Genomic DNA, 26502 nt, shown 5'->3' with positions numbered 1-26502 from the left:
GGAGATGATTCCTATGACAGTAACAACTGAACAATTTGTAAACGCTTTACGAAAAGGTGCCCTCGCCATTATTAGCGCAAAAGATGAACTTACCGATCTAGATCGCGAAATTGGGGACGGTGATCATGGAATTAACATGGCCCGAGGCTTTCAGCATGTTCATGAAGAACTTGCTTCTTACGAAGGAACTGACATTGGCGAGGTTTGCAAAGCGGTTGGCATGACGCTTATTAAAACAGTCGGTGGTGCCTCTGGGCCTTTAGTCGGCACTGCTTTTATTAAGTTCGCTAGCGCATGGAAAGAACACGGAACGCTTACGCATGAACAGCTAACAGCTGGTTTTCAAGAAGCTTGCGCTGGCATCGCAGCTCGTGGTAAGTCCGAAGTCGGTCAGAAGACGATGCTTGATGTATGGGTTCCTTTTACAGAGGCGCTTGCCACTAGGCAAAATGTAGACGAGACCATTACACAAGCCTTACAGACTTGCCAAGCACTTAGTGCTAAAAAAGGACGCGCTGCGTACTTCGGAGACAATGCCATCGGTAAACAAGATCCTGGCGCACAATCGAGTGCCCTATTGTTACGTCCTTTTGCAGAGGTGATGTAAGTGGTTAATCTTATTCTTGTCTCACACAGTGAAAAACTAGCACAAGGATTAAAAGAATTGTTAGGGGAAATGGCACCTGGTGTTGCCATTCATCTTGCAGCAGGCTTAGCAGATGGGTCGTTAGGAACAGATATATCCCGTATTGAAGCCGCCTTTGAAGCCGTGACGGATGATAGCCTGCTCATAACAGATCTCGGTTCAGCGACAATGAATGCCGAACTTGCGCTTGAACTTTATAGTGGGAATCACACCATTACATTTTGTGACGTTCCCTTTCTTGAAGGCGCATTTGTAGCCGCTGTCCAAAGTCGGATGGGACAAAACCTTGACGAAATCATCCTTGCGTTGCAGTCAGAATTTCAATAGAGAAAAGAAGCATCCAACTGACTAACGATTGGATGCTTCTTTTCTTCTAAACTATTATTTATAGCGCTTCATTGTAAAAACGGCCGAACGAATGACATCATAGCCAACGTACTTTCGTAAATCAGCTCCTGAAATGACTTTCGACCCTTTGCTTCCAATGACTTTAATGGCTGTTGGACGGTGATATTTTACATGCTTTGTTTTTAATGAAACGATTTTACCTACGTGTAAAGGCGCTAACTTTTTCGTTAACTGCTGAAAGCTCATTTTAAAGCCCCAGCCTTTTTCCATATAGCTTGAATGATCATAAGGATCTGGCTTTGCTACTAAATACGGAAGTTTATTGCCCCAAACAAATTCAGAGCCCACAGTATAACCGCCTGCTGACGAAGAGAAATACGCGTTAATCAGCTGACCGTTGTACGTCATAACCTCTCCTTTTGTTTCGCCATGAATCATTTTATTCACATTAGCCGCAGAAACGTTGACACCATAATACACTTGAGAATTCACGTTATTTTCTACATCGTATTTTTTCTTGCCGATCTGTTTCATGGCATACGTTCGCGCTGCCACAATTTGTGCTTTAATCGCTGCTGGATGCCATTTCGGACTAATTTCAGCCGGTACAACACCTTCTAAATAATCTTCAATATTTAACGTATTAATCACATCGGCTGTTCCTTTAGAACCGAATGATACACCTAATGTGCCTTTATACTTAAAGCGGTTATGATACAAATACGCCCCTTTAGAAGAAACCGTTGTAAAGGCGTGCTTAAGCGTTTTATGCGTTGACCCATTTGTTAAATGAAATGCCCCATTTTTCACCGTTATTTTCGTTTCTGTTCCTGCTTTCGGTTGAAAAACAACATGACCTTTCGCATCTTTCATCTTATAGCTACCTGTTCCTTTAACCACTACGTCTTTTTTATGTAACGACAGAGCAACAGCAATCGATTGCTTCGACGTTTTTACCTTTTTAAAAGCAATGCCTGAATAATAATAGCTTAATATCTTGTGATAATGATAGCCTTTTTGGGCCATCCCTAATGCGCCCCACTGCGACATGCCTACACCATGTCCCCAACCTTTTCCTTTAAAGCGATAGCCTTTATAAGAGGCTGACTTTTTCGTTTTGGCAACAAGCTTCGTTAACGTTTTTGGACCCGCTACTCCCGTTGCCTTATAATGAATACTTCGTTGAAAAGCTTGCACTGCTAGCTTTGTTTTGTTACCAAAAATTCCATCTGCTGAAACGGAATAGCCCGCCTGCGCTAACAATCTTTGTAACTTCAAAACATCGCTTCCACGATCATTTACGCGCAATGTTTTGTGAAAAGATGCTGGATATGCTGTCGCTGTTATTGTCTCTTGTGCCGTTGCTTCCATTCCACCAATTGATAATGGTAAGCAAATGGCTGCTGCGACAACCGTTGATACTACTTTTTTATACATTCTCCTAGCCCCACTCTCATTTTTCTATCTTTTGTTAAATGAAGTAACGTTTTCATATTAAAGAAAAGTTAGGTGGTTTGCTACCTTTTTTCGACAAAAAGGGACAAATGAAAGAGTAACTTTCATTTTTTAAGAAAAATGCAGGGAAAAAGAACCAGCTGACCAACACACAGCAAAAAACCTTATTCAATGATGAGCTCATGAATAAGGTTTGTTTACTTACGCTTGTTGTTGAGTAGGAGCTAGCGCGATTTCACGAATGTTAACCCCTTGTGGTTGACTAAAAGCAAAGTAAATGGCTTCTGCTACCGTTTGTGGCGTTAAGCCACCTTGGATTGAATGCTTCCAATCTGTATAATTATTTTTAATGACATCACTTGTTGTGTGAGATAATAACTCAGTCTCAACAACGCCTGGTGCAATCGTTACTACGCGTACATTATGTGCAGCTACTTCTTCACGAACATTTTCACTCATCGAATGAACGGCGAACTTGGTACCTACGTAAGCAGCGTGATCGCCGAATGTTTTCTTTCCAGCAATCGAGCTAATATTAACAATCGTACCTGTTTTTCGTTCGATCATGGATGGCAGAACCGCTTGCATGCCATTTAATACGCCTAAAACGTTAACATCGTACATTTCTTTCCATTCTTTTTCGTCTTGAACGCTCACATCGCCAAGTAACATACGCCCTGCGTTGTTTACAATAGCCTCAACTGGTCCAAATGTTGCTTCTGCTTCTTGAATTGCTTTCGTTAAAGCAGCTTTATCCGTTACATCAATAATGGCCTTTTTGACATGTTCACCAGTAAATGAAGCTAAGCGCTCTTCACGGCGAGCAATTAATAAGACATTATGCCCTTTATCAATAAATAATTGAGCAGTTGCTGCTCCAATTCCTGAGGAAGCACCTGTAATTGCTACAAAACCTTTTTTCATTGTATCGTACAACTCCTTTATGATCCGTTAACATTGTGCTTTGTTAGTGTAACCCTCATAATTAACACGAACAAGTACGCACTTTTTTGTAAGATAGTAACCTTATCGTAACCAATGAAAGGAATTTCTATTATGTCAGAAAAACTTTATTCCAATGAATTTGATGCGACGATGCAAATGATTTCAGGAAAATGGAAAGTTATGATCTTATATGAGCTCCATGAACATCCGATGCGCCGATTTAGTGAATTGCAACGTTATATTAAAGACATCTCTCATAAAACATTATCGAATCAATTACGCCAAATGGAAGAAGATGATCTGCTAGTACGCACTGTTTATCCTGAGGTGCCACCACGCGTTGAATATTCCTTGTCAGCAAAAGGAACTTCGCTTATTCCTTTACTTGAAATGATTTGCAATTGGGGGCTAGAGCACGTCCCACCTCAGCAAATAAAACGGCTGTTATGCGATGAATAACTATCGCGTAACAGCCGTTTCATTTCGTAACCTTTTTGCTTCTCTTCGCAGTACAGCGCGCAATTCTTCAGCACTACTTGCCGTTGAAAAATGAGCATTTGATACTTTTTTCAGTGCTTCTGGACAATAGTGCTGCTCTTCAATGGACTTTAACATTTGATGATGATCCCAACGAAGCTCATACAGCTGCTGCATCACTTCTCCAATTTTCTTCTCATACCATTCAATGGCTTCAGCTTCTACTTGAAACTGTTTACTCCACCGCATCGATCGCTTAACTCCTGTTCTATTGGGCTTTATTTTTCAATCATACTACAAAAAATGAATTTTTTACTAGCTTAACTTTTTAGGTCGACAGCGCCATTCTTTCCTGACTACTCATGAAGCTTCATTACAGCATATGAAATATTGCAGACAACTTACATCTAGCACCCACAAATGCATCCTTTTTTAGTATAATGAGGAAAAGAAATCTTAGGCTATAAAAAAAGCTAGAACGCTTAGTAACAATTCAATGGACACACTTCTACTTCATTCATCACTTCTATAGGTCTTTACACCCTAAAATTAGTCCTTTCTTAGCGTGTCTATATGCAAATCGCTATTCTCAGTAAATAAATTGCTTCACCTTGATCGTAGCTATTGCTACTCACACGCCTACTTCACAGCATTTCCACAAAAAATACATACAAATTTTGCTACACAATAGGGAGATATTCCTTATATAATAGAAAATGAATACTAAAAATTTTGTCGAAAACAGGCATTTAGTTTTGTTTTAAAAGATTCTAAAAACTACTAAACTAGTAAGGAAGATAGAAAACAGGAAAGATTTTCTCTCATAAAGAAATCGTTTCCACTCTAAGATCTTATAGTTTATGCATGTGACATTCTTGCCTACTCTTCGATCATCTGTCAAAGAAAGGAGACTTCAATGCCTCAACCTCTGTATAAAAACAAACGATATATGCCTGGAATTGACGGGCTTAGAGCGCTTGCTGTTCTAGCGGTCATCGCTTACCACTTAAACTTCGGTTGGGCATCCGGAGGGCTTTTAGGTGTCGGAATATTCTTCGTCTTATCCGGTTATCTTATTACTGATCTTATCATTTCAGAATTCAAGCAAACAGGAAAAATAGACTTTAAACAATTTTGGTTAAGACGTGCGCGGCGCTTGTTACCGGCCTTGCTCTCCATGCTCATTGTCGTCATACTATGGGTTTTATTATTTGAACATGCTTTCATCGTTGGCCTATGGGGAAATTTATTATCTGTATTCTTTTATGTGAGTAACTGGTGGCTCATCTACCATAAAGTATCTTACTTTGAACAATTCGGACCACCGTCACCTCTTAATCATTTATGGTCACTTGCGGTTGAAGAACAATTTTATGTAGTATGGCCGCTCATTTTACTTTTCGGTTTACGCTTCATAAAAAAAAGCCAAACTCTTTTAAAATACGTAATTGGCGCCGCACTTTTATCGGCTATTTTAATGGCTATTCTTTATACACCGAACGCCGATCCGAGCCGCGTTTATTACGGAACCGATACGCGTGCCTTTTCTTTGCTTATAGGTGCAGCACTTGCCTTTATTTGGCCAAGTAAACAGCTAGCTATTTCCTTATCACGTGCACCTCGGTTTATTTTAGAAGTCATTGGTCTTGTTGGCCTTGGTGGGGTATTATTACTCGTTTATTTTACAAGTCAATTCGACGCTTTCTTATATTACGGAGGGATGGTTCTTCTTTCCATTTTCACATTATTACTTGTAGCCGCTCTTGCACACCCTTCTACGTTTATCGGGAAACTGATGGGTTGGCGGCCATTGCGTTGGATTGGTGTTCGGTCCTACGGCATTTATCTATGGCATTTTCCGATCATTATTTTCACTCGACCACCGCAACAGAATGTGGAAAGCAGTGTCTCTTTAAGTATTTTGCAATTTATCGCTATCATAACAATTGCTTCACTTTCTTGGCACTTTATTGAAGAACCAATTCGTCACGGAGCGTTAGACGTTTGGAAAAGACAGCTTATTCGAAAGGTTTCACGCTTCGCAAAAGCGTCCATGCAACAGAAGCTAGTCATTGCTGGCGCATCGCTTACACTCGTTATTCTCTTTTTTAGCATGCTCATTCCTGCCATTCAACATATCGGTGAAGAGCAAGTAAAAAAGTCTCAGACCGCCATCTTTTCAAAAACAAAACGTGCTGAAGCGGCTAGCGCTTCTGAAAAATCTGATGATCAAAAAGAAACAAAACACGCGCCAGCCAAAAAGAACAAAAAAGAGAAAAAAATCTCCGTCATTGGCGACTCCATTATGTTCAATGTAGCATCGTACATAAAAAAAACGTTCCCAAAAGCCGTCGTCGATGCAAAAATCGGACGACAACTAACGGCAGCTGGCCGCGTCATTGATTTAATGAAACAAGAAAATGTGCTTGCTGACACAGTCGTCATCGCCTTAGGAACAAACGGAGCTTTTTCTAAAGAGCAATTGCTTGAGTTGCTACATAAAGCTGGCGACGAGAAGCACTTTATACTCATCAATACGCGTGTAGATCGGCCCTGGGAAGCTGTAGTAAACCGCACATTAGAAGAAGTTGCACGTGAACATCCACGCACGGTATTGATCGATTGGAAAGCAGAAAGTGCTGATCATTATACGTACTTTGATCAGGATGGCATTCATTTAAGTGAAGAAGGCTCAAAAGTGTATGCCAAGCTTATTGCGCAAGCCATTAAGTAAGCACTCGTATGTTTTGTCATGCGTAGATTGGGGTATAGGACCGATAAGGAGGTTTTATACAATGAATAAAAAAGCAGTAGCGGCCGCTATTACCGCATCACTTCTTGGCGGTTCTCTCATGTCGCCTGGTGTTGTAGGAGCATCGCCTACGAAGTCTCCTTCACAGGCTCATACGGTATCCGAAAGTGATCATGAAGCAGCCGTTAAGTTAGTGCATAACTTATATAAGCATGCAAAACAAGGAACAATGCAAGAGCGAAAGCATTCGACTTTCGTTATAGCCAAAACAACAATGAAAGCTATTCATAAGCAATGGGGTGAACCGAGCACTCCTCGCTCTAAAAGGCAGCCATTTGAAACCTATCATGCAGAAATGGGTAATCCAGGATATGCATTCTCATATTATAAAAACGATACATTAAAAGAAATTCGCTTCCTCGGTACGAATGTGGAACGAAAGCATGGTCTCGGCAGCGTTACACCGAAACTATTAATAAAAGAAATTGGTAAGCCTTCAAAAATTCTTACTGTGCCAAACACACATGAAAAAGACTATGTGTATCATCGTGGCTCCTATGACTTGCACTTCATCATTGGTAAGGATGGTAAAGCAGCTCACGTTAATTTAAAGAAACGCTAAAAAAAATCCGAGCACTGCGCAAAAACGCATGCTCGGATTTTTTACTGTTTACTATCAAAAAACATTCCGTCACTGCCTGTATGACCAGTAGGAACATAGTGTGTAGCATGTTGCTGTTGATGGTGTAACGTCGTTATTTTTGTTTGAAAACGAGCGAGTTGCTCCTGTTCTAAGCGGGCAATCCGCTCATTCGCTCTTACAATTTCTTGACCACGTTTCTGTTCCTCTACTGATAACGAAAGAGGCAATTGCATCATCAGCTCTTCCCTTGCTAACAAAAGCGCTTCCCATTGATTCACATACCATTCTTCCTTGTCTCGAGGAACGTCATTCAGTACATGTTGCTCGATTTGAAGCGTTAACTGTACTAGTTGATCAACCACTGTCATTATACACAATCCCCTGAACGATACAGCGTTCGAGGTTGCATGCGCACCACTTCTTTCCACGTGTCACGTAAATCAACTAAATAGCTTTCTACTTCTTCTAAATAGCGTATATTAGTTTCAATATTTGCTTGGATTAAACGACGATGCATATAATCATAGAGCGAAAGCAATGACTCGGATAGCATTACTTCTGGATTTAACGTTACCATTAGTTCTTGAATGATTTTTTGTGCTTTTTGAATCATCGTATTTTTCAACGGAATATCATGATTGATGATGGCTTGCTTTGCGGTTGTAATAAACTTTAAGCACCCATTATAGAGCATCACAATTAAGTCTCCTGGGGAGGCCGTTGCAACCGCGTTATTTTGATACAAGAGGTTCGGATTTTGAATTGACATCACGTTTTACCTTCCATTACTAAACTGTTGTGATAAATAAACACTCTGCTGATTGGAACGTTGAACAGCTTTTTCCATCGCAGTAAATTGTTTATAATACCGGGACTCTACTTCTTTTAAGCGTTCTGTAAAAGCTTTCATTCGAGAATCCATATCATTTAATTGTTTGCCAAGAACGAATTGTTGATTTGTACGCAACACGTTACCTGCTTTTGCTTCTACTTGTTGGATCGTTGTGGCAATGGTTTGGCGCATCACTTGCGCAATGCCCTTCTCCCCATCTACTGTACTATTATTCGTAAATAGCTTCATCACTGCTTCTGGTGATTTTTCAATCGCTTGTCTTAGCTTATCACGATCAATAACGAGCTTACCTTTTTCTAAATAGTTAGACGTTGTTTGAATGCCAATGCTAGTTAGCTGTTGAAAATCACGCTCTGAGTGCTGCACTGTTTTATATAAATTGGTTCGTAATGTTGCTAAACCATTGGCTAACAGTGAATCTCGTTGCAACATCCCGCTTTTTGCCTTTTCATCCCACTGTTGTGCTTCTTTCTCTGATAGTCCTTTACGCTGTTCATCCGTTAGTGGCGCAAAATCACGAAAGCGTGGTTCAGCTATTTTTTTATTCACTTTATCAATGGTTTGATTATAGCGTTCAACAAAGTTTACGATTGTATCGAAAACACTGTTTGTATCGTTAGAAGTCGTGACGGTAACCGGCGTTGTCGTATTGTTTTTCAACGTCACGGTGAGTCCACCAATGGAAAAAACGTTCGACGAGCGCGTCATAGCTAAACCATTAACCGAAAAGGCTGCATCTTTACCGTCCTTACTTTCTACACTCCCAATCAATTCACTAGCGGTCATCGAAAAGCCTAATTTTTTGAAAAGCGCTTCTGTTTTTTCATCTGTTGTATGTAAAGAAAAGCCTTGACCCGTTTCTTTACTCATCATAGCCACTTTTTTCGTGCTTTCATCGTAAAAAGCACTTACGCCAAGCTCCGATTGTGAGATCTTTTGCATAAACGAAGCGATGCTTTCTTTCTCTGGATCGATGAGCAGCGCTAACGATGTATGCTCACCGCTTGGTTTGTTAAGTGTTAACATAACTTTTTCCGGCAGTGTATGAACGAGCGTTGAGAGTTTACTGCTTTCACGCGTATCCGGAATGGTAACTTCACTTCCAATCCACGAGCGTGAAGTGGCAAGTGATACCGAATCAAAGGTTACTTTTTGTGTACCACCTTGCCCATTAGCCACTCCTGTAATAACCGCTTCATTTGAACTCGTACTCGTCTTTTTTAGAAACGAGCTTTGCCGGCTAATTCCTTCAAATATAAATGTATCTAACTCTTTTAAGTGTTTATTCATCTCGCGGTAATCGTCACGTTGAAATTCAATTAGCTTTTTCTTTTGAAATAGCTTATCTACAGGCATACGCTCTGCTTTCATTAAATCCTTTACGAGCGTATCCACATCCATGCCACTCGCTAGACCACTAATTCTTGTTCCCATCTTTTCACCATCCTCTCATTCTAGACAATCTTGTTTTAATTGACTCATTAACGCTAGAGGGGCTGCTACCGCTGCATTATTTTCCGCTTCAATGGCTACATACACTTCTTTTCGATGAAGAGCCACATGTTTCGGAGCGACAATCCCGAGCTTGATTTGCTCTCCTTCCATTGCTAACACCGTTACTTCGATGTCTTGACCGATCATAATGGATTGTTGAAGTTTACGCGTAAGAACAAGCATCGCTAAACTCCTTTCTCAGTCTCTTTTTCATGATGAAAAAGAAGATGGCGAGGTGAATAGTGATCGTCATGAAGAACGAGTTGAAGGCCTTCATTTCTTGTGCGATGAATGAGGACAGGCGCTTGCAAGTTAGCTGTTGCTGTTTCTAGCGATTGCTGTAACGTCACAATGACTTGGACGAACACGTCATGCTGTTGTTCGATATGTAACTGTTTCAAAACATGATCAGGAATGCTAAATTCATAGGTTGGAAAATACAAAAAAGGATCTACCGTAATAAAGGCAATGGCTGCTTCTTGTACAGATTGTAAAATAGAAAAAGGTGTATTTTCATACGGCAATAAAATAAACGATTGCTGATCAACAAACCCTGGAATTCCCTGCTTAAAGGTAATCATCGTTTGTTCAGCAGTTGTTATTTCTCCATGAAATTTCGTTGAAATCAAACACTCATCACTCCCTCTTTTGGTGATTGGGTTACGGTAAACTTAATGGAAGGCCATTGTTTCATAGCGAATGTTACGTGTCCGGGTTCATACTCGTGAAGAGGTCGTTGCACTTCTGTCGTAATCACCGGTTGATTGACATGCCACTCGATCTGAACACGTGCTGGTTCATACGCTCTTTTCACCGCAAAAAATGACGGAATAAATCCGATATTAAAAGAGAACAGAGGTGATTCGGCGTTTTTTTGGGCTTGCTCCGGTAAGGGATTTCCGCCCTGTTCAATGCGCATTAACTCATCTCCCTCTTCTGCGCGTCGAGCGATTCCTTCAAGCCAATCACTTTGACCATACGCTGCAAAGTCTTTTATGCGCTGCGCTAACGATTTTAAATCCATATCGGCCCGTGCTTGTGATTGATCAATAGATAGCTTACCAGGCGTCACTTTAATAGAAAGATCAGCAGGGCGTTGTTCAATGGACTGTACTGCTGCTTCTTGATGAATACGTTGCTTTGCTGGCGTCGTGCTATGCTCAATGAGGCCAGGGGTCGTCATAATCTGTAACTGCAACATTATGCTGCTCCTTTTTTACTTAGCGAAGAAAATCAAGTAAGCTTGGTTGAATGATGCGGCTTCCGACACTTAACGCAGCTCGCTGGATGCTTTCTTGCATTTTTAAATCGGTAATAACGCGCTCAATATCCGCATCTTCAGTGTTAGATAAAATGCGATTGACAACGACTTCTTGTTCGTCCACGCGATTTTCTATTAACTCTAAGCGATTTTGACGTGCTCCTAAATCGGAGCGAGCGGTTACGACTGATTGTAAATGTTGATCAAGCTTTGTTAAAAATGCATTAATAGGTGTCGTACCTGCCCCACGTAGTTCAGAATCTAGCGCTTCTAAATCTTTAAATAATGATTCTGGAAAAACAGTCTGACCTTGTACATTGATGTTCATCGTCACCCCTTTTGAGAGTTCAATGAAAAGTTCACTGGTGGCAGATGGATACTTGTTTGCTTTTAAATCCACTGGTGCTACATCGGTTTTCGTACCATTAAACATATATTGATCACCTAGTTGCGTGTTAGCAATCGAGGCAAGATGCTCTCGTAGTTGATAAATTTCTTTCGCAATTGCTTCCCGTTGTGAGCCTTCGTATGTACCATTGCTTGCTTGAACAGTAAGCTCACGCACCCGCTGAAGAACGCTTGTCGCTTTTTCAAGCGCATTATCCGTGCTTTCTGACCAATTAATGGCTTCGGAGAGATTGCGTTTATATTGTTCAACCTCTCCTAGTTGCGTCCGATGATCCATCCCTTTCATTGCAATAACAGGATCATCGGAAGGCCGATTAATTTTCTTTCCTGTCATTAATTGTTGCTGCGTTCGATCCATTCGGTCATAGCTTTCTCGCAAGTTACGAAGCATATGACTTGTTAACATTCCTTGCGTTACACGCATAAAATTCCCTACCTTCCAGCCATGTTAATCACTTTATCAAGCATTTGATCAATGATCGTAATGTTACGTGCAGATGCATTATATGCATGTTGAAATTGAATTAATTGAGTCATTTCTTCATCCAATGAAACACCACTAATTGATTGACGACGATTGTCTACTGCTTCTTCTAATACTTTTGAGTTTTGTGTTAATCGACCTGCTTCAAGCGATTCAACCCCAAGCTTACCAATCACGCCAGCATAATAGCTTTGTAGCGAACTTTTACTCCCATCGATTGTAATCGGCTGTGTGATGACCTTTTGTAATTGTAGTGCATTGACGCCATTGCCGAGTTCATCTTCTTTACTACTAGCTGCAATGAGATCGCCATCGGTTAAAGCAACGGCAATCGTCGCAGCACTGTCTCCAGAAAAGAAGGAAACTCCTGTCTCTTTATGATGTGCACGTACACCATACCCTGTTTTGTGTACATTATTAAATTCTTCACTAAACGACTTGGCCATGTGATCAAGCTGATGCTGCATCGTTGGGTACAAGGTTGTATACGATTCTTTTAAACTTTGTAACTTTCCTGAGAAAGGCTGATCAGTAATGTCGGTACCATCCACCTTCAAGCTTACTCCTGCAGAAGACGTTGAAAGAGTTAGAGCATGAACGTCTCCTGTATTATCAAGAAGATTGGCGATTGGTTTCCCACTGTGATCTTGTAACGTGATGGTATACACGCCTTCAGCGAGCTCTAAAGGATGACCTAAGCTTTTCGTTCGTGTGACGGAAATGTTCATCATTTGCGAAAGCTGATCGACAAGTACATCGCGTTGATCATACAAATCATTCGGTAAATAACCGTGCGGCTCAATTTCGCTTATCTGTTGGTTGATCGTGGCGATTTGTTTTAACAAGGAGTTCGTTTCTAGCACGGTCGTGTTCAGCTGCGCACCAATGTCATTTTTGATGGTTTCTAGCGAGTTCGTTAAATAATGAAATGTATCAGCAACTGCCAGGCCGCGTTGCAATACGACAGAGCGCGCAGCCGTACTGCCTGGCTGATTGGCAAGGTCTTGCAACGAACCCCAAAAGCGATTGAGCGTTTTTGATAAGCCATAATCACTTGGTTCATTTAAAATATCTTCTATTTTTTCAAGCGCTTCACTTTTTGCTGACCAATAGCCCCATTTCGTATGCTCTCCCTGAAATTGCTGATCAAGAAATTGCTCTCGTACACGTTGAATAGAACCTGCTTGAACTCCTGTTCCCATCTGTCCTGGCATTTCTGGGCGATTCATGCTCGGATAAGGAAAAGGATTGGTTTCCTCAAAATTAACACGTTGTCTCGAATAGCCAGGCGTATTAGCGTTAGAAATATTTTGTCCGGTTACTGAAATAGCAAATTGATGCACGGTCATTCCGCGCCGTGCGGTTTCGAGTCCATGGAATGTAGAAGTCATGACAATCTCCTTTCTTATATTTGTGAATTAAAGTGTTGTGCAAAAACGTGTTGACGCTCTTCTAAGTGAGGGCGTGAATACGTTATACGTTGTGGTTGTGGATTCAGGAGCGCTAGCGACATCGTTACAAATTGTAGCGATTGCTTAAGCAACCCCATATTGGTATCATTTAAAGCTCGGAGCTGCACGACTTGCTCCTTCAATTCTTGTTTCACCTCTTCATCTGTAATCTCAACAAGCAGCGATGATAGCGTAGGTGCGAGGCTTTGCTCTTGTGAGAGAATCTCTTCCAACTTGTACACATCATTGCCTAGAATAGCCGCTTTTTTTTCTTCACCTAGACGGTGCAAGCTCGCTAGTACATCTTCTACGTTCACGTTCTTGTCTCCCAAAAAGCGGTCATTTTTTTAGCGATTTCAGTAGGCTCAATGGAATAACTTCCCTCTCCAATGGCTTTGGAAAGCGAGGCAATCCGCTCTTCTCGATCAGCACTCCAACTATGGGTCTTAAGCAATTCTTGGGCTTCTGTTGAAATACGGAGCTGATCTTCCTGCTTCCTTCTTGATTCCTTAGGCATAAATGTATTCTCTTTCTCTCTATACGGATTGTTATTCACATGCGTCACCGTGTTAATTTTCATTTTCTTCACCTCTTCATCGATATCATCGGTGTTATGTTTTCTATATCGGTTGGTTTACCAAGGTATGAAGACTACCTTGCAAAAATAGGTCTACTAACAATCAGTATAGTAAGACGTACCTAGCTTGTGTTTCTTATTCACGACCGTAGCAGCCGTATTTTCTAGTTCTTTTTTCATCTTCACACTACACACCTTGCAAATCCTTCCTTCTCTAATAGGTCCAAGGCACGTATCACATTCATAATACAGCTGTGGAAATTGAACAATGTGCAATCGTCCTTGCCGAAGAAAGTTCATAATTTTCCGTTCTTCCACACCCGTATGGGTATGAATATCATGAAGCGTAGCTTGGCGGTTTTTTTGTTGACGCATAAAATGAAAGACAGCATCGTAGTCTTTTTCTTCATTTGCATAACAGTTCTGACAGATTTTGCGACCGTTATAAACAAACAACGCATGGCATTGCAAACAATTTTCCAACTCGCCCAAACAGAACACCTCTTTCCTCACTTGTACGATAAATATCGGACAATTTATAGAAAATGTGAAGAAACGAAAAAAACCTCTGTTAAAGACACAGAGATTTTCTTACGTTATCGTCCAATTGTAATGGAACTAACCGAAAGTGCTCCCGCTTGTTTTAAAATGAGGGCGGCTGCACGAATGGTTGCCCCTGTCGTATACACATCATCAATGAGCACACAGTGTGTTCCTGTTAGAGGTGGAACTTCAGAATGCAATAAGAACGTGTGCTGATTAATCTTTAAGCGTTCGCTACGTGTTTTTTTACTTTGCTTGTTTTCATGGCGCTGCCGAGTTAGCCAATTTTCATACGGTACATTTAATTGCTGCGCGAGTAGTTCCGCTTGATTAAAGCCCCGTTCATAGTGACGTTCTTCGCTTAACGGAATAGGTACGACCGCATAACCATGAAAAAACGTGGTATACACTTGCTGCAACTTCTGCTGAAATCCTTTAGCCAGTTCGGCATCACCTCGGTATTTCATTTTGGCAATGATTGCTTTTAATGTTTCGTTATATACATATAGTGAGATATTTCGTTGTAGCACCTGACTGTAAAGCGCGTTTCCTTCCCATTTTATACAATCAAGACACGTCATATTTTGCCGATATTGCTCGGGAAATAAAGAATGCTTCCGCCCACAGCCATCACATCTTTCCCCACTGATTTCTTCGAGCCCTTTGTAACACGTATCACAAAATAAGGAGCGCTTCCTAAGTCCAAAACAATCGTTCCAACTAACCTCTTCTACTAAAGTCTCATGACAGAATAAGCATCGTTTCATGTAAGGTGTCGACCTCGTTGGTTCATTTTGATGAGATGATATTGAGCGGATTGCATCGCGTTACTTTTTCCGTAATGAAAAAAGCACACATCTCCCGAAGGATCCTCGCTACTTCGTCCTGCTCTACCAGCAATTTGTACGAGCGCACTTTCACAAAAAATCTTCTCTTCTGCGCCAAGTACAGCTACGTCTGTAAAAGGAATCGTAACACCTCTTTCTAAAATAGTTGTCGTAACTATCACTTTTATAGCTCCATTGCGAAAAGCCATTACTTTTTCATGACGATGTGGATCTTCGGCAAAAACACCTTCTATAGTGGAATCAATAGATTTTAGCAGGGGGACAATTTCTTGTAAAACGGTGACTGAAGGCACGAACAAAAAAGCTTGACGACCACTTTCTAGTTGTTTTATTAACCAGTGCTGAAGAGGTTTTGGGAGCTTTTTTTTATAAAGAAGGCGCTTCCAGTGGCCACACCATTGAAAACGTGGAAGCGGTAGAGGATGACCGTGGTAACGAAGAGGAATATAAATAGCGTTCATTTTTTTCTGTTCTGCCTTACGCTGTAAGGCTCGCGAAGGCGTAGCACTTAAATAGACGAGAAGAGCTGCTTGTTTTTTTGCTTTATACACGGCTTTTTCTAACGTTTCATCGTATGAGTATGGAAAAGCATCCACCTCATCAATTATGAGCAAATCAAATGCTTCCTTAAAGCGAAAAAGTTGATGTGTCGTTGCTAAAATGAGTTGAGCATTTTCCTCCTGAGCTTTACATCCTCCATATAGACCGGCGATTGTGACGGTAGGAAAAGCCGCTTGAAAACGAGGCAATAGTTCTAATATGACGTCCTTTCGAGGCGAGGCGAGACAGATTCGCTGTTGCAGCTCCAGCGCACGTGCAATCCCAGAAAACAATACTTCAGTCTTCCCTGCACCACATACAGCCCAAAGAAGCAACTCCCCTCCCGTGGAAACGAGCGAGCGCAAATGATCACTTGCCTTTTGCTGTGCGGGCGTTAGTTTTCCTTGCCATTGAAGCGCTTGTTTTATAGATGGATAAGGAAAAGGCGGTCCGATCCAGCGGAGCAGTGGCATACATTGCGCGACTCTTCCCATCATTAAACACTTTCGACAATACACACAATCATGCTCTTTACATTGAAAACACGTTAGCTTCGCAAACAACAGAAACTGTTCATTACCACATCGTAAACATTGAAAATGTCGAGGTCCGTGTTGTCTAATGCTCTGCTCAAATGCAATGCATCCTCGTTGATACTGTTCATGTAACGTTTGTAAAGAATAGGGTAGTTCACTTAGCAGTAATTGCTTTCCCGACAGAACACGTTGTAATTCAGCGTGGATCGCCGTCGTTTGTGGACAATAAGGTGGGGTCGTAAAGGGAGGAAGTTGATGAAAAGCAACCGCCTGTTCATCATGAGGAACAGAGGAATCAGGAGCAAACTCTATTTGCCCCTTTCGTTCACATAGCACGTATCTCACAGTAACACTCCTTTTTTCGAGTGAATCATTGTCTTTTTCTTTTCGATCTCACTACACACTTTCCTTCTTTCGATAAAAAAATTTATTTTTGAAAAAAATGTAAACAATGCGATCATTTTGTCGAAAACAATGGTAATCGTTCGTTTTAAAAGGAGGTTTTATGGTGATACCCATCCTTTTTTTAGTCCCTATTGTATGTACACTCAGTCTACTCTTATATGCTATGCTCCGTACTCCCCGCTCTAAAGCAATCATCTGGCTATGTACCGTTAGTGGATTTCTTTTTAGTGCGGGAATTGCCACTTTTTATGCCATACCGGTAAGTACTTTTTGGCTTTTCCCATTATTTATTGGAAGTGTTCTTATTCGCAATGTAGAAACATCCTTTCTTCTTTTTTTGCGCAGCATCATCGATAGTGCACTGATTAGTATCGTGTTACTTCTCCCTTTGCCTTTTAGCATCCAGCTAAGTCTTCTCTTTACGCATATACTTTATCTTCTTTTTTTTAGGCAGCGTCCGACACTCGTTAAACACCCTCTTCAGCATGCGTGGTTTACTCACAATTACGATGGCGTTTATGTGATGAATCAACAAGGAACCGTCACTCAAATTAACGAAAACGCACAACCGATCTTCACACAATCCTCATCCGAACGTCTTCCTATTTTTCACTCTTCTACAGAACAGCGACAATGGCGTCAGCTTGTCAAAAAAGCACTTAATGGCGTGTCTAGTCAGGCTGTCTTTCTCGTCGAAAATAAAGGACAACAGCTCGCTATGCTTTTTACATGTTTTCCATACGTGAGCCAAGATGGCATCATCGGTGCAATTGGAACAATGAAAGATCTTACAGAAGTGCGCAAGCTCGACCATTCTTTGCAGCAACAACATACATTGCAGTCTGTTAGTGAATTAGCCGCAGGCATGGCTCATCATTTACGCAATCCATTAACGACTGTTAAAGGGTTTACACAGATGCTCGTTACGAGTCCTCATCTCGCAGAAAATGCCGACTTTATTGAAATTATGTTAAAAGAAATCGAAAGTATTGCGTTTATTACAGACGAGCTTGCCATTTTAGCAAAACCCCATTTAATGAACATGAAGCCATTATCCGTTGATTTACTTTTTCAAGAAGTATTAGCCAATATAACGTACACGCACAGTGACACGGTCGTTACTCTCGAAGCACCTGATGATCTCAGCCCATTTATATGTGGTGATTATCATCAAATCCGCTTATTGTTTCATCATCTAATAAAAAATGCGCTTGAAGCGATGGAGAATGGAGGCGAGTTAAAGATTAGCCTGGAGTGTACAGAAACAGAGGATGTAAAAATTATTATTCACGATGAGGGCAGCGGAATGAATGAAGAGGTTTTGCAACGGATCGGTGAACCTTTTTATACAACGAAAGACAACGGAACAGGTCTTGGCCTTTTATTGTGCAAACGCATTATTCAACATCATCATGGTACCTTTTCATTACTGAGTGAGCTTAATAAAGGTACCATTGTAACGATGACATTACCGCGCATCCATCAGCAAGCTGCCTCATCGTGTCTATAAAAAAAAGCTTGATTCACAAGGAATCCCCTTGGTGAATCAAGCTTTTATCATTGCTTATTTTACGCGTACCCAACCATTTTTAATCGCTTCAACAACGGCTTGTGTACGATCGTTTACATTCATTTTTTGGAGAATGTTACTCACATGGTTTTTCACTGTTTTCTCAGAGATAAATAAATCCTCTCCGATGCCACGGTTACTTTTTCCATCAGCAAGCAATTGAAGCACTTCACACTCACGACGCGTTAAAATATGAAGTGGCTTGCGGTACTCAACTTCTTGTAAGCCAATTGTATCTGGATTGTTTACATTTTTCGATGTAGACAAACGACGGAACTCATTTAAAAGGTTATACGTAATTTTTGGGTGCAAGTATGCGCCGCCTTCAGCGACAACTTTAACTGCTTCAATCAATGAATCAGCATCCATCTCTTTTAATAGATAACCGGAAGCTCCCGTCTGTACAGCGTGCGACACGTAGGTTTCATCATCGTGAATTGAAAGAATAATGACTTTTGTATCCGGTGCTTTTTCAACAAGACGACGTGTAGCCTCTACACCGTTAACGTGTGGCATATTAATATCCATTAGTACGACATCTGGATGGTGCTCGCTGACGATCATTTCTGCCTCTGATCCATCATCGCCCTCAGCCACGACTGAAAAGCCTTCCTCCATATCCAGAATACGCTTCACACCTTCTCTAAATAAACGGTGATCGTCAATAATCGCAATTCTTGTCTTCTCAGGGGCCAATGCACCTGTTTCATATAAATTTAAACTTTTCACTCTGAACCCTCCCGATCTCTTATAGGTATTTGAATATAAACGCCGGTTCCAAAAGATAAGCGAGAGCTAATCTTTAATGAGCCTTCTAATAGCTCTACTCGTTCTCTCATGCCAATCAAACCAAACGAGTTTGTTTTTTGTAATGAGGAGTCAAATCCTTTTCCGTCGTCTTTTACAAATAATGATACGTGATGCTCTGTAAATTCAATTTTAACGGTAATATTTTTTGGTTCTGCATGCTTGCAAGAATTTTGCACGGCTTCTTGTATGAGTCGAAAAAGGGCAATCTCCATTTTCGTATGAAAGCGGCGCTCCAATCCCATCGGTACAAGTTCAATGCTAATCCCTGTATTCTCTTGAACATTGCGTAAGTATTTCTTTAAGGTTGGAATTAATCCTAAATCATCTAGCGCCATCGGGCGAAGATCATAAATAATTCGCCTTACCTCGCGAAGGGAAGCTCTTACCATTTCTCGTAAGTCTCTAATTTCGGTTATGGCTGCGTCCGTTCCTTTTTGATTAAATACTTTCTCTAGTAGCTCTGAACGGATTAACACATTTGCCATGAGCTGTGCGGGACCATCGTGTATTTCTCGCGATACCCGCCTTCGCTCTTCCTCTTGTGCCTCTATTATTTGTAGACCAAACTCCTGCTTTTGCTTCGCATCCTCCACTAACTCATTGATTTTTAGCAAATCTCCGCTTAAATAATTTAAGACGACGGATATTTGTCCGACGAGAGATTCTGCTTTGGATACGGTTTCCTTTAACCCATTAAGACGCCTCTCCAGGTCGTTGCGTTTTTCGAGCAATTGCTTTTCTGTTTGTCGAGCGATCGACATTTCAATTTGCGTCGCATTCGCACTTTCATACGCTTCACGAATATCTGCTTCGCTATACTTTTGAAAATGCTTACTAACCTGAGCGAGCTTTGAGCGGGCAATTTTCGAACGTTCCTCCAATAAATCAGAACGATCTATTGCCTCAAGTACTTTCTCCTTTACATCTTCAAGCTCTTTTGCAAGGTGGAGAAATTCTTGACGCGATTGCTCACTAATATCAAACACTTGCGTCTGGCTAACTTTCACAGTGTTGATCGTTTCTGTAAGAATGCCATCCAATAACCTTGGATCAATTTGTGCCTTGGCTACCATCGTAATTCCTCCATTTAAAACAGTAAAGAAGAACAATAAAAAAAATAAAAACAGGCCTTTATTACCACGAATCCAATTAAAAACATTTATTCCATAAATCATTCGCCATGAATAGGGATTTTATGTCTAGAAAATAAGAAAATTTGTAGGACATTCCTTCACATCTTATAATGAAGGATAGCACTAAACTTCATTGATTTGTAGATTTACCATTAATTTTATAGAAAAAGACTATTCAGAACATTTCTTGGTAACGAGAAAAAAAGCTGTATAAATACAAAAAAAGGAGCTAGTAGAAATGTTATCCAACTATTTAACTGTAAAAGCAGAGGGCGAACATGAGATCGTGATCGATCGGTCACGATTTATTACGACGGTTGCACGTGTCCAAACAGAAGAAGAAGCAATCGCTGTCATTCAACGTGTTAAAAAACAGCATAGCAGCGCGAACCATAATTGCTCTGCTTATTTAATTGGCGAAACCGATCATATTCAAAAGGCAAATGATGATGGTGAGCCAAGCGGTACTGCAGGCGTTCCCATGTTAGAAGTGTTAAAGAAACGCCAATTAAAAGATACGGTCGCAGTCGTTACACGCTACTTCGGTGGCATTAAACTAGGCGCGGGCGGCTTAATTCGTGCGTATGGAAAAAGTGTCAGTGAGACGCTAAACGCTGTCGGAGTTGTCGAACGAAAGCTTATGTATAATGTTAGTGCGGTAATCGACTACACACTCCTCGGAAAGGTAGAAAATGAACTGCGGTCTTCCATTTACGAAATTAAAGAAATACATTACCTTGAAAATGTTGAAATCATTACGTATGTTGCAGATGGCGAGCTAGAGCCGTTTAAAGAATTTATAACCAACCTTACAAACGGACAAGCTCAGCTTACAGTCGGTGACACTGAATATTTAGAAGAGCTGTATTCGTAAGTATTCCCTCGTTTCATGGACGCATTCGACGCTATGGATAGGATTCTAATTAGGAATCATACCCACTATTTTTGAATATGAAACCTAAACATAAATCTTTTTTTTAGATTTTTGCACATAAAAAAGAGGAGGCGCGCCTCCTCTTCCTTTTTATTTTTTATCACTTGAATTCATCTCTGTAGGTGTTCTAAAAAGTTTACGATACAAATAGAGCACCGGACGATAGCGATGATGAACGAGACCAATGATTTCAGCAATCACTTCTAACATAAGCAATAAGCCAATAATAATGACAACTGAGCCCCATAAAGTGCTTGATTCAAAAACAATCGCCGCCACGCTGAAAATAATGCTTAACGCATAAATCACGAGCACGGTCTTTCGATGTGACATGCCTAAATTAATGAGACGATGATGTAAATGCCCTTTATCAGGTGCTGATATTGGTTTTTTATTGGCCATTCTGCGAATGATGGCAAAGGATGTATCAAACACCGGAACACCTAAGATAATAATCGGCACAACAAAACTAAAGAGCGTTACGCTTTTATATAATCCTAGCAACGATAAGATGGAGATGGAGTATCCGAGAAACATCGATCCGGCATCGCCCATAAAAATCTTCGCTGGATTAAAGTTAAACAATAAAAAACCAAGTGTTGAAGCCGCTACTATAAGCGCCAGCGTTAAGATCATCATGTTGCCGTTCACGCCCGCCATAATGGCGATCGTAATAGTGACGATGACCGATACACCGGCAGCTAAACCGTCTAGGCCGTCAATTAAATTAATGGCATTGGTAATGGCAATAATCCAAAATATTGTTGCTATATAGGCCGCCCATGGATCCAAATGAAATGTATCAATAAAAGGAATGGTTAATAAATCCATCTTTAAGCCTGTAGAAGCAACGACAACTGCGGCTATAATTTGGCCAACAAGCTTCACTTTTGCACTTAGCTCAAAACGATCATCAATCAATCCTAGTGCAATGATAATCACTGCCCCAATAATAATACCGTTTAGATGCATTTCATATAAGCCCGAGGCGAAGTAACCGGCGATAACGCCAATGAAAATTCCTAGCCCGCCCCATCTTGGCATTGGTTTAACGTGCACTTTTCGATGATTTGGTTGATCGGTTGCTTTTAACTTTATGGCAAGTTTTATAATTAATGGCATGACAGCCGCTGCAATTGTAAACGAGACAATGGCAGCTATAATTAATTGAAAATTCATGTTATCCCTCTTCTTCCAACTCTTCAATGGATTTAAGCAGACTTCATTGCTACTTTTACTCCCCAACTATACCCCATGAAAATTCACTGTGTACCTTCTTAGAAATTATATATCGAAATGACTATAAACAAAAGCAAAAGTATGCAAAATTTGGTGTGCGCTTTCATTGTTTTTTATTTTCAGGACCATTTTCAAGAGAAAACTCCTCTTTGCGCAGCAGCTCAGGTAAGCAAAGAAGGACAAGATCAAGCGTGATGCCAACTAAAAAGCCTAACAATGCTTTTTTGTTTTTACTCATTGTCATTACCTGCTTTTTTTGTTCTAACAGAAGCGGTTCTGTTATTTTTTGTTGTCTTGTTTTTAAATCAAACAAATATTCTTGCTTGGCAATAATAGCTTCTCCTGTAACCGCTGTTCGTTTCACGTTCTTAATTTGTGAAGAAAGGCTACGCTTCCATTGTTTTGCCTGTTGCTGGCCAACGTGTAAAAAGGCAGTTGTAATAGCTTGCATCTTTTTTTCCAAAGAGGATGCATCACTTCCTGATAAAGACAAGGTTAGGATTTTTTCATTATCAACGTACGTTTGTAACTGCTCGGGAAGCAGATCAGCAGCGTCTCGTGATAGCATGCGCCTAAATGTTTCACTTTTGATAAACGTCGCTGCACTTTCAGCATTATTAAGCGAGGAGGTTTCTACTTGACCCATCTTTACCGAGGCCGTAACGGTTACCTTTTCTGGCGCACGTAACGCCATCACGTAGGAGAGAACCGTCGTCAAAAGTACAACAGCAATAAAGAAAAGAGCATAGTTTCGTAAACGTTTCTTTAGCCTTCTAACGATCGGTTGTAACGGTGGTTGCATGACAGGTAGACTCCCTTAACTTATAGTGTCGATATAACGTTTCATTTCGTTTCACTTTTTGAAAATTTATATAACTAATCCCTAAGCCAAAGAGAATCCAAAGAGAGTGTAACGAAATTTGCGAGCTTGGCGAGATGCATGAAAGGGAAAAAGCGATCATTGCTCCAAATAACCCTTCGCACAGCATCCGTTCAGCTGTCGTGTTCATGTATGGAAGCATGGCGATCAACTGCCGAATTATCCAAACGTATACTAAAAGATAGCCTATAAAAATCAGCACGCCATAATTAACGAGAAGATCCATCCACCAGTTATGTAGATTAATGATATGATTCGTTGGAAATAGCGCTTCGTGAGCCAAGTAATATTTACTATTTCCCGCTCCTACTCCAAATCCAAAACTGCTCAATACGTAATGTACCCCATTTTTTAATAAAGCAAGCCGAATATTTACCGAATCCTCTGCTGTGGTTGAGGCAAGCATCATCTTTACAACAACCTCTTGTAACGGTTTAAAGAGAGCTAAGAAACGTCCAGGAACAAGTAGAGCAAAGAGACCAAGGCCACAGCATCCCGCAAGCAATAAGCGTTTCTTAAGCTTGGCACTCGTCATTACTACAAACCAAGCAAAACCGCCAAGAACGATAGCTAATAAATTGGCGCGCGATGCCGTTAGTTGAATGATATAGAGAGATAGCAGTAGGAACAGAACACCTACATAGCGCAAAAAGGAGCGTTTCGTATGATGAACAAATGCAAGTAGCAAAAAGAAACTAAGCGATATGAAGCTTGCGTAATCATTTTCGTTTACAAAGACGGCTGTTGGAATGCGCTGCTGTGCCAAAGGTGCTGTATGCAATCGAGAAATAGGCAAATGCAGACCCGTTACATGATTCCAAAGACCAAGCAACAACAAACCCGCAAAGACGAAGAGCCATATGTAGTACACATGCAAAAAATGCGACAGATCACGAAGCATAACGATCATAAAGAAAATAAAGGAGACCCCAAGCGTTAAAAAAACGAGCTCCATTACGCCTGCTGAAAAGGAAGGCGCCCAGCTTAACGAAAACAGGCCGTACACGATCCAACCGATATGAAAGGATAGCACAGGCCATACGGGCGTATGTTGGAGCGAGGGTGTTTCTTTATGAAACCATAGGAAATAAAGAAACACCGGTAAAAAGATGATCAATACAATGCGATAAGGAAAAAGGGAAATGGGGCCGACGGAGAAAGAAAAAGCACCAGCACCGAGAAAAGCCGTGCCAATGAGGAGGTAAAAAAGCAATTGTGATGGTGCACATTTTTCAATGATTGGTTTACAACACAACGCTAGAACGACAAGAGCGCTACTTACTAGGCAAACCATGCTTAGTATAGAAAAAGAAGCTGTCGCTAGGAGCGTGCTATTAATGATCAGACTGCATGCACAGGCTAGTAAAACAGCAAGTAACAGCTCATAGCTAGCTTTCACAGCTTCATCCTCCCTTCTGTTCCGTTATAGCCATTGATTACTAGGTACTTCTCGAAACGGTTTCGCTGGATGACCCGCATAGATTGTGCGGGCACCTAAATCTTTTGTAACGAGGCTGCCAGCAGCGGCGACACTTTCTTCCTCCATAACTTTGCCTGGTAAAATCGTAGCGTTTGCCCCAATTCGCCCACCGCGTTTTATTGTAACGCCTTTAAAATGGGAAAAGCGTTCCTCACAGCGAGCTAAGTAATTGTCATTGGTCGTGACCACGCACGGTGCGATAAACACATCATCTTCTAATGTTGAATAAGCGGTAATATAAGCGTTTGTTTCAATTTTGCACCGTTTTCCAATGGTACAATCATTTTCAATGGCCACGCCACGACCAATAATCGTTTCACCATGAATCGTTACCCGCTCACGAATGCTTGCTAAATCGGCAACGAATACGGCATCATGCAGCGTCGCCCCTCTGTAGATAATAGCGCTCGTACCAATGACAACATCGTTGCCAATGATGGTACCTGGGGGCCTTTTTTGTACAGGCAATGCCGATCGCTTCCCTCGCATCGGGGGTTTACCAATCACCGCATGATCACAAATGACCGTATTGTCACCAATGACCGAATCACGATAAATGATCACATGATGGCCAATGCTAACATTCTTTCCAATCACAGCACCCTCTTCAATAACAACGTGCTCTCCCATTGTCATCGCGCTTCCTCCTACACCTTTAACATAGTCTGTTGCGCATAAAAGGCGGCCAACTGATCGACCACATACACTTGCTGTTCTTTTTTTAATTCCGGAAACATCGGCAAAGAAAGAACGTGTTGACTAGCGCGCTCTGTTTCTGGTAAGCTGCCAACTTCATAGCCTAACGACGAAAAGACTGGCTGTAAGTGAAGCGGCAATGGGTAATAAATCATCGTCTCAATTCCTGCTTGTTGCAGGAAGGCAACAAGCTCCTTGCGCTTGTTTACAAACAGCGTATACTGATGAAAAACATGTTCATTTGCCTTTGCCACAACGGGTGGGCTAAGCAAATCAGGAACTTTTTGTAACAGCAATTCATCATAGTAGGCGGCAATCTCACGTCGTCGCTCATTCCAGTGAGCAAGGTGTGGAAACTTAACACGTAATATAGCCGCTTGTAACTCGTCTAACCGACTGTTACACCCAAGCTCATGATGATAGTATTTCGGTTTTGAGCCATGTACACGTAGCACGTTTATTTTTTCAGCAAGCGCTGCATTGTTTGTTACAACCATACCGGCATCGCCATAGGCGCCTAAATTTTTGGTTGGAAAAAAGCTTAAAATAGCAGCATGAGAATGAGCACCTGGAGGCTTCCCATTTTGGGTAGCGCCGAGCGCTTGGGCCGCATCTTCAATCACATACAAAGAATGTTTCCGAGCGAGAGCCATCAGTTCTCCCATCTGTGCCATCTGACCGTATAAATGTACCGCGATAATGGCCTTCGTTCGCTCTGTTCGTTTTGCCTCAACCGAGCCCAGATCAAGTGTATAACAAGAAGGTGAAATGTCGGCAAACACTGGTACTGCTCCTGTTCGTGCGACTGCACTAGCACTGGCAAAAAACGTAAAGGAAGGAACAATGACTTCATCGCCTGGCCCAATATTAAGAGCGAGTAGTGTTAAATAGAGCGCATCACTGCCACTTGCAACGCCTACGCTGTGTGAAACATGACAATACGCTGCCATTTCTTGTTCAAATGCTGTCACATTCTCACCTAAAATAAAGCGCGATTTCTTCATTACTTCATCCACTGCCGGTAACATTTCCGCTCGCAAGTCTTCGTATTGTTCTTGCATATCAAACATCGGAACGCGCATAACTTCTCCCTC

General features: G+C 41.2%; 30 protein-coding genes. 7 read left to right on the top strand and 23 right to left on the bottom strand.

Annotated elements, in window-relative coordinates:
* Positions 1 to 13 precede the first annotated feature (13 nt).
* Together dhaL and dhaM are read left to right on the top strand one after the other, a co-directional pair.
* Positions 14 to 607: a dihydroxyacetone kinase subunit DhaL gene (gene dhaL, locus A374_RS01830; RefSeq protein ID WP_007200467.1), complete on the top strand. Its 594-nt coding sequence runs from the start codon at positions 14 to 16 to the stop codon at positions 605 to 607.
* A complete protein-coding gene (gene dhaM, locus A374_RS01825; RefSeq protein ID WP_007200466.1) occupies positions 608 to 973 on the top strand; it encodes a dihydroxyacetone kinase phosphoryl donor subunit DhaM in 366 nt (121 codons plus the stop codon). It abuts the gene before it with no gap.
* 54 nt (positions 974 to 1027) lie between these two features.
* Here the strand turns inward: dhaM and A374_RS21410 are convergent, their stop codons facing one another.
* Positions 1028 to 2431, bottom strand: coding sequence for a SpoIID/LytB domain-containing protein (locus A374_RS21410; RefSeq protein WP_007200465.1), 1404 nt, complete (start codon positions 2429 to 2431; stop codon positions 1028 to 1030).
* A 219-nt stretch (positions 2432 to 2650) separates the two neighbouring features.
* Entirely contained in the window at positions 2651 to 3373 is a 723-nt protein-coding gene (locus A374_RS01815) for an SDR family oxidoreductase (protein WP_007200464.1), read from the bottom strand.
* A gap of 132 nt (positions 3374 to 3505) precedes the next feature.
* Here A374_RS01815 and A374_RS01810 point away from each other — a divergent pair, with 132 nt between their 5' ends.
* Positions 3506 to 3853: a winged helix-turn-helix transcriptional regulator gene (locus A374_RS01810; RefSeq protein ID WP_007200463.1), complete on the top strand. Its 348-nt coding sequence runs from the start codon at positions 3506 to 3508 to the stop codon at positions 3851 to 3853.
* Here the strand turns inward: A374_RS01810 and A374_RS01805 are convergent, their stop codons facing one another.
* Positions 3854 to 4120, bottom strand: coding sequence for a hypothetical protein (locus A374_RS01805; RefSeq protein ID WP_007200462.1), 267 nt, complete (start codon positions 4118 to 4120; stop codon positions 3854 to 3856).
* A gap of 667 nt (positions 4121 to 4787) precedes the next feature.
* Between A374_RS01805 and A374_RS01800 the strand changes: the two genes are divergently transcribed.
* Both A374_RS01800 and A374_RS01795 read left to right on the top strand, forming a co-directional pair.
* Complete coding sequence (locus A374_RS01800) at positions 4788 to 6605, top strand: acyltransferase family protein (RefSeq protein ID WP_007200461.1); 1818 nt, start codon at positions 4788 to 4790, stop codon at positions 6603 to 6605.
* A 61-nt stretch (positions 6606 to 6666) separates the two neighbouring features.
* Positions 6667 to 7245, top strand: a complete 579-nt coding sequence (locus A374_RS01795; protein WP_007200460.1) for a YjgB family protein — start codon at positions 6667 to 6669, stop codon at positions 7243 to 7245.
* Between the two features lie 41 nt (positions 7246 to 7286).
* On the opposite strand, the gene fliT is transcribed toward A374_RS01795, so the two are convergent.
* The 13 genes from fliT to A374_RS01730 form a co-directional block, all read right to left on the bottom strand.
* On the bottom strand, positions 7287 to 7634 hold the full coding sequence (gene fliT / locus A374_RS01790; RefSeq protein WP_007200459.1) for a flagellar protein FliT: 348 nt from the start codon (positions 7632 to 7634) through the stop codon (positions 7287 to 7289).
* Positions 7634 to 8035, bottom strand: a complete 402-nt coding sequence (fliS, locus tag A374_RS01785) for a flagellar export chaperone FliS (protein ID WP_007200458.1) — start codon at positions 8033 to 8035, stop codon at positions 7634 to 7636. Before fliS ends, fliT begins: the two co-directional genes overlap by 1 nt.
* 6 nt (positions 8036 to 8041) lie before the next feature.
* Complete coding sequence (locus tag A374_RS01780) at positions 8042 to 9553, bottom strand: flagellar hook-associated protein 2 (protein WP_007200457.1); 1512 nt, start codon at positions 9551 to 9553, stop codon at positions 8042 to 8044.
* Between the two features lie 15 nt (positions 9554 to 9568).
* On the bottom strand, positions 9569 to 9796 hold the full coding sequence (gene csrA, locus A374_RS01775; RefSeq protein WP_007200456.1) for a carbon storage regulator CsrA: 228 nt from the start codon (positions 9794 to 9796) through the stop codon (positions 9569 to 9571).
* A gap of 2 nt (positions 9797 to 9798) precedes the next feature.
* A complete protein-coding gene (fliW, locus tag A374_RS01770; protein ID WP_007200455.1) occupies positions 9799 to 10242 on the bottom strand; it encodes a flagellar assembly protein FliW in 444 nt (147 codons plus the stop codon).
* Complete coding sequence (locus A374_RS01765) at positions 10239 to 10814, bottom strand: DUF6470 family protein (protein ID WP_007200454.1); 576 nt, start codon at positions 10812 to 10814, stop codon at positions 10239 to 10241. The genes fliW and A374_RS01765 overlap by 4 nt, the downstream gene beginning before the upstream one ends.
* A gap of 19 nt (positions 10815 to 10833) precedes the next feature.
* Entirely contained in the window at positions 10834 to 11706 is an 873-nt protein-coding gene (gene flgL / locus A374_RS01760) for a flagellar hook-associated protein FlgL (RefSeq protein ID WP_007200453.1), read from the bottom strand.
* Positions 11707 to 11714: 8 nt separating this feature from the next.
* Positions 11715 to 13157, bottom strand: coding sequence for a flagellar hook-associated protein FlgK (gene flgK, locus A374_RS01755; protein WP_007200452.1), 1443 nt, complete (start codon positions 13155 to 13157; stop codon positions 11715 to 11717).
* Positions 13158 to 13171: 14 nt separating this feature from the next.
* Positions 13172 to 13534 carry a flagellar export chaperone FlgN gene (flgN, locus tag A374_RS01750; protein ID WP_007200451.1) on the bottom strand — a complete coding sequence of 121 codons (363 nt, stop codon included), beginning with the start codon at positions 13532 to 13534 and terminating at the stop codon, positions 13172 to 13174.
* A complete protein-coding gene (gene flgM, locus A374_RS01745) occupies positions 13531 to 13797 on the bottom strand; it encodes a flagellar biosynthesis anti-sigma factor FlgM (RefSeq protein ID WP_007200450.1) in 267 nt (88 codons plus the stop codon). Before flgM ends, flgN begins: the two co-directional genes overlap by 4 nt.
* 93 nt (positions 13798 to 13890) lie before the next feature.
* The gene (locus tag A374_RS01740; protein WP_007200449.1) at positions 13891 to 14286 is read right to left on the bottom strand and encodes a TIGR03826 family flagellar region protein; all 396 of its coding nucleotides are present in this window, start codon (positions 14284 to 14286) and stop codon (positions 13891 to 13893) included.
* Between the two features lie 104 nt (positions 14287 to 14390).
* Entirely contained in the window at positions 14391 to 15104 is a 714-nt protein-coding gene (locus tag A374_RS01735; protein WP_007200448.1) for a ComFC family protein, read from the bottom strand.
* Positions 15101 to 16606, bottom strand: a complete 1506-nt coding sequence (locus A374_RS01730; protein ID WP_238535141.1) for an ATP-dependent helicase ComFA — start codon at positions 16604 to 16606, stop codon at positions 15101 to 15103. The genes A374_RS01735 and A374_RS01730 overlap by 4 nt, the downstream gene beginning before the upstream one ends.
* Before the next feature lie 160 nt (positions 16607 to 16766).
* Between A374_RS01730 and A374_RS01725 the strand changes: the two genes are divergently transcribed.
* Positions 16767 to 18176: an ATP-binding protein gene (locus A374_RS01725; protein ID WP_040340244.1), complete on the top strand. Its 1410-nt coding sequence runs from the start codon at positions 16767 to 16769 to the stop codon at positions 18174 to 18176.
* A gap of 54 nt (positions 18177 to 18230) precedes the next feature.
* Here A374_RS01725 and A374_RS01720 read toward each other — a convergent pair whose 3' ends face one another.
* Both A374_RS01720 and A374_RS01715 read right to left on the bottom strand, forming a co-directional pair.
* On the bottom strand, positions 18231 to 18932 hold the full coding sequence (locus A374_RS01720; RefSeq protein ID WP_040340261.1) for a response regulator: 702 nt from the start codon (positions 18930 to 18932) through the stop codon (positions 18231 to 18233).
* 29 nt (positions 18933 to 18961) lie between these two features.
* On the bottom strand, positions 18962 to 20119 hold the full coding sequence (locus tag A374_RS01715) for a sensor histidine kinase (protein ID WP_007200444.1): 1158 nt from the start codon (positions 20117 to 20119) through the stop codon (positions 18962 to 18964).
* A 298-nt stretch (positions 20120 to 20417) separates the two neighbouring features.
* Here A374_RS01715 and A374_RS01710 point away from each other — a divergent pair, with 298 nt between their 5' ends.
* On the top strand, positions 20418 to 21053 hold the full coding sequence (locus A374_RS01710) for a YigZ family protein (RefSeq protein WP_007200443.1): 636 nt from the start codon (positions 20418 to 20420) through the stop codon (positions 21051 to 21053).
* Positions 21054 to 21203: 150 nt separating this feature from the next.
* On the opposite strand, the gene A374_RS01705 is transcribed toward A374_RS01710, so the two are convergent.
* The 5 genes from A374_RS01705 to A374_RS01685 all read right to left on the bottom strand — a co-directional run bounded on the left by A374_RS01705 (position 21204) and on the right by A374_RS01685 (position 26490).
* Positions 21204 to 22292: a glycosyltransferase family 4 protein gene (locus A374_RS01705; RefSeq protein ID WP_007200442.1), complete on the bottom strand. Its 1089-nt coding sequence runs from the start codon at positions 22290 to 22292 to the stop codon at positions 21204 to 21206.
* Between the two features lie 163 nt (positions 22293 to 22455).
* Positions 22456 to 23154: a hypothetical protein gene (locus tag A374_RS01700; RefSeq protein ID WP_007200441.1), complete on the bottom strand. Its 699-nt coding sequence runs from the start codon at positions 23152 to 23154 to the stop codon at positions 22456 to 22458.
* Complete coding sequence (locus tag A374_RS01695) at positions 23126 to 24631, bottom strand: O-antigen ligase family protein (RefSeq protein WP_007200440.1); 1506 nt, start codon at positions 24629 to 24631, stop codon at positions 23126 to 23128. Before A374_RS01695 ends, A374_RS01700 begins: the two co-directional genes overlap by 29 nt.
* A 24-nt stretch (positions 24632 to 24655) precedes the next feature.
* Complete coding sequence (locus tag A374_RS01690) at positions 24656 to 25348, bottom strand: acyltransferase (protein WP_007200439.1); 693 nt, start codon at positions 25346 to 25348, stop codon at positions 24656 to 24658.
* A gap of 11 nt (positions 25349 to 25359) precedes the next feature.
* Entirely contained in the window at positions 25360 to 26490 is a 1131-nt protein-coding gene (locus A374_RS01685) for a DegT/DnrJ/EryC1/StrS family aminotransferase (protein WP_007200438.1), read from the bottom strand.
* Between the last annotated feature and the right edge of the window lie 12 nt (positions 26491 to 26502).

It is taken from the genome of Fictibacillus macauensis ZFHKF-1 (genome assembly GCF_000269865.1).
Taxonomy (GTDB): Bacteria; Bacillota; Bacilli; order Bacillales; family Fictibacillaceae; genus Fictibacillus_C; species Fictibacillus_C macauensis.
The sequence above is the reverse complement of the archived record's forward strand: the minus strand, read 5'-3'. Positions and strand labels throughout refer to the sequence as shown.

Excerpts from the sequence above, each read along its gene's own strand:
- A374_RS01710 (WP_007200443.1), top strand. The coding sequence starts at position 20,418 with ATGTTATCCAACTATTTAACTGTAAAAGCAGAGGGCGAACATGAGATC.
- A374_RS01735 (WP_007200448.1), bottom strand. The coding sequence starts at position 15,104 with ATGAAACGATGCTTATTCTGTCATGAGACTTTAGTAGAAGAGGTTAGT.
- csrA (WP_007200456.1), bottom strand. The coding sequence starts at position 9,796 with ATGCTTGTTCTTACGCGTAAACTTCAACAATCCATTATGATCGGTCAA.
- fliT (WP_007200459.1), bottom strand. The coding sequence starts at position 7,634 with ATGACAGTGGTTGATCAACTAGTACAGTTAACGCTTCAAATCGAGCAA.
- flgL (WP_007200453.1), bottom strand. The coding sequence starts at position 11,706 with ATGCGTGTAACGCAAGGAATGTTAACAAGTCATATGCTTCGTAACTTG.
- A374_RS01690 (WP_007200439.1), bottom strand. The coding sequence starts at position 25,348 with ATGACAATGGGAGAGCACGTTGTTATTGAAGAGGGTGCTGTGATTGGA.
- A374_RS01725 (WP_040340244.1), top strand. The coding sequence starts at position 16,767 with ATGGTGATACCCATCCTTTTTTTAGTCCCTATTGTATGTACACTCAGT.
- A374_RS01700 (WP_007200441.1), bottom strand. The coding sequence starts at position 23,154 with ATGCAACCACCGTTACAACCGATCGTTAGAAGGCTAAAGAAACGTTTA.
- A374_RS01805 (WP_007200462.1), bottom strand. The coding sequence starts at position 4,120 with ATGCGGTGGAGTAAACAGTTTCAAGTAGAAGCTGAAGCCATTGAATGG.
- A374_RS21410 (WP_007200465.1), bottom strand. The coding sequence starts at position 2,431 with ATGTATAAAAAAGTAGTATCAACGGTTGTCGCAGCAGCCATTTGCTTA.
- A374_RS01765 (WP_007200454.1), bottom strand. The coding sequence starts at position 10,814 with ATGTTGCAGTTACAGATTATGACGACCCCTGGCCTCATTGAGCATAGC.
- fliS (WP_007200458.1), bottom strand. The coding sequence starts at position 8,035 with ATGTCAATTCAAAATCCGAACCTCTTGTATCAAAATAACGCGGTTGCA.
- A374_RS01715 (WP_007200444.1), bottom strand. The coding sequence starts at position 20,119 with ATGGTAGCCAAGGCACAAATTGATCCAAGGTTATTGGATGGCATTCTT.
- A374_RS01810 (WP_007200463.1), top strand. The coding sequence starts at position 3,506 with ATGTCAGAAAAACTTTATTCCAATGAATTTGATGCGACGATGCAAATG.
- A374_RS01800 (WP_007200461.1), top strand. The coding sequence starts at position 4,788 with ATGCCTCAACCTCTGTATAAAAACAAACGATATATGCCTGGAATTGAC.
- A374_RS01685 (WP_007200438.1), bottom strand. The coding sequence starts at position 26,490 with ATGCGCGTTCCGATGTTTGATATGCAAGAACAATACGAAGACTTGCGA.
- A374_RS01780 (WP_007200457.1), bottom strand. The coding sequence starts at position 9,553 with ATGGGAACAAGAATTAGTGGTCTAGCGAGTGGCATGGATGTGGATACG.
- flgK (WP_007200452.1), bottom strand. The coding sequence starts at position 13,157 with ATGACTTCTACATTCCATGGACTCGAAACCGCACGGCGCGGAATGACC.
- A374_RS01705 (WP_007200442.1), bottom strand. The coding sequence starts at position 22,292 with ATGAATTTTCAATTAATTATAGCTGCCATTGTCTCGTTTACAATTGCA.
- A374_RS01815 (WP_007200464.1), bottom strand. The coding sequence starts at position 3,373 with ATGAAAAAAGGTTTTGTAGCAATTACAGGTGCTTCCTCAGGAATTGGA.
- A374_RS01795 (WP_007200460.1), top strand. The coding sequence starts at position 6,667 with ATGAATAAAAAAGCAGTAGCGGCCGCTATTACCGCATCACTTCTTGGC.
- flgM (WP_007200450.1), bottom strand. The coding sequence starts at position 13,797 with ATGAAAATTAACACGGTGACGCATGTGAATAACAATCCGTATAGAGAG.
- dhaL (WP_007200467.1), top strand. The coding sequence starts at position 14 with ATGACAGTAACAACTGAACAATTTGTAAACGCTTTACGAAAAGGTGCC.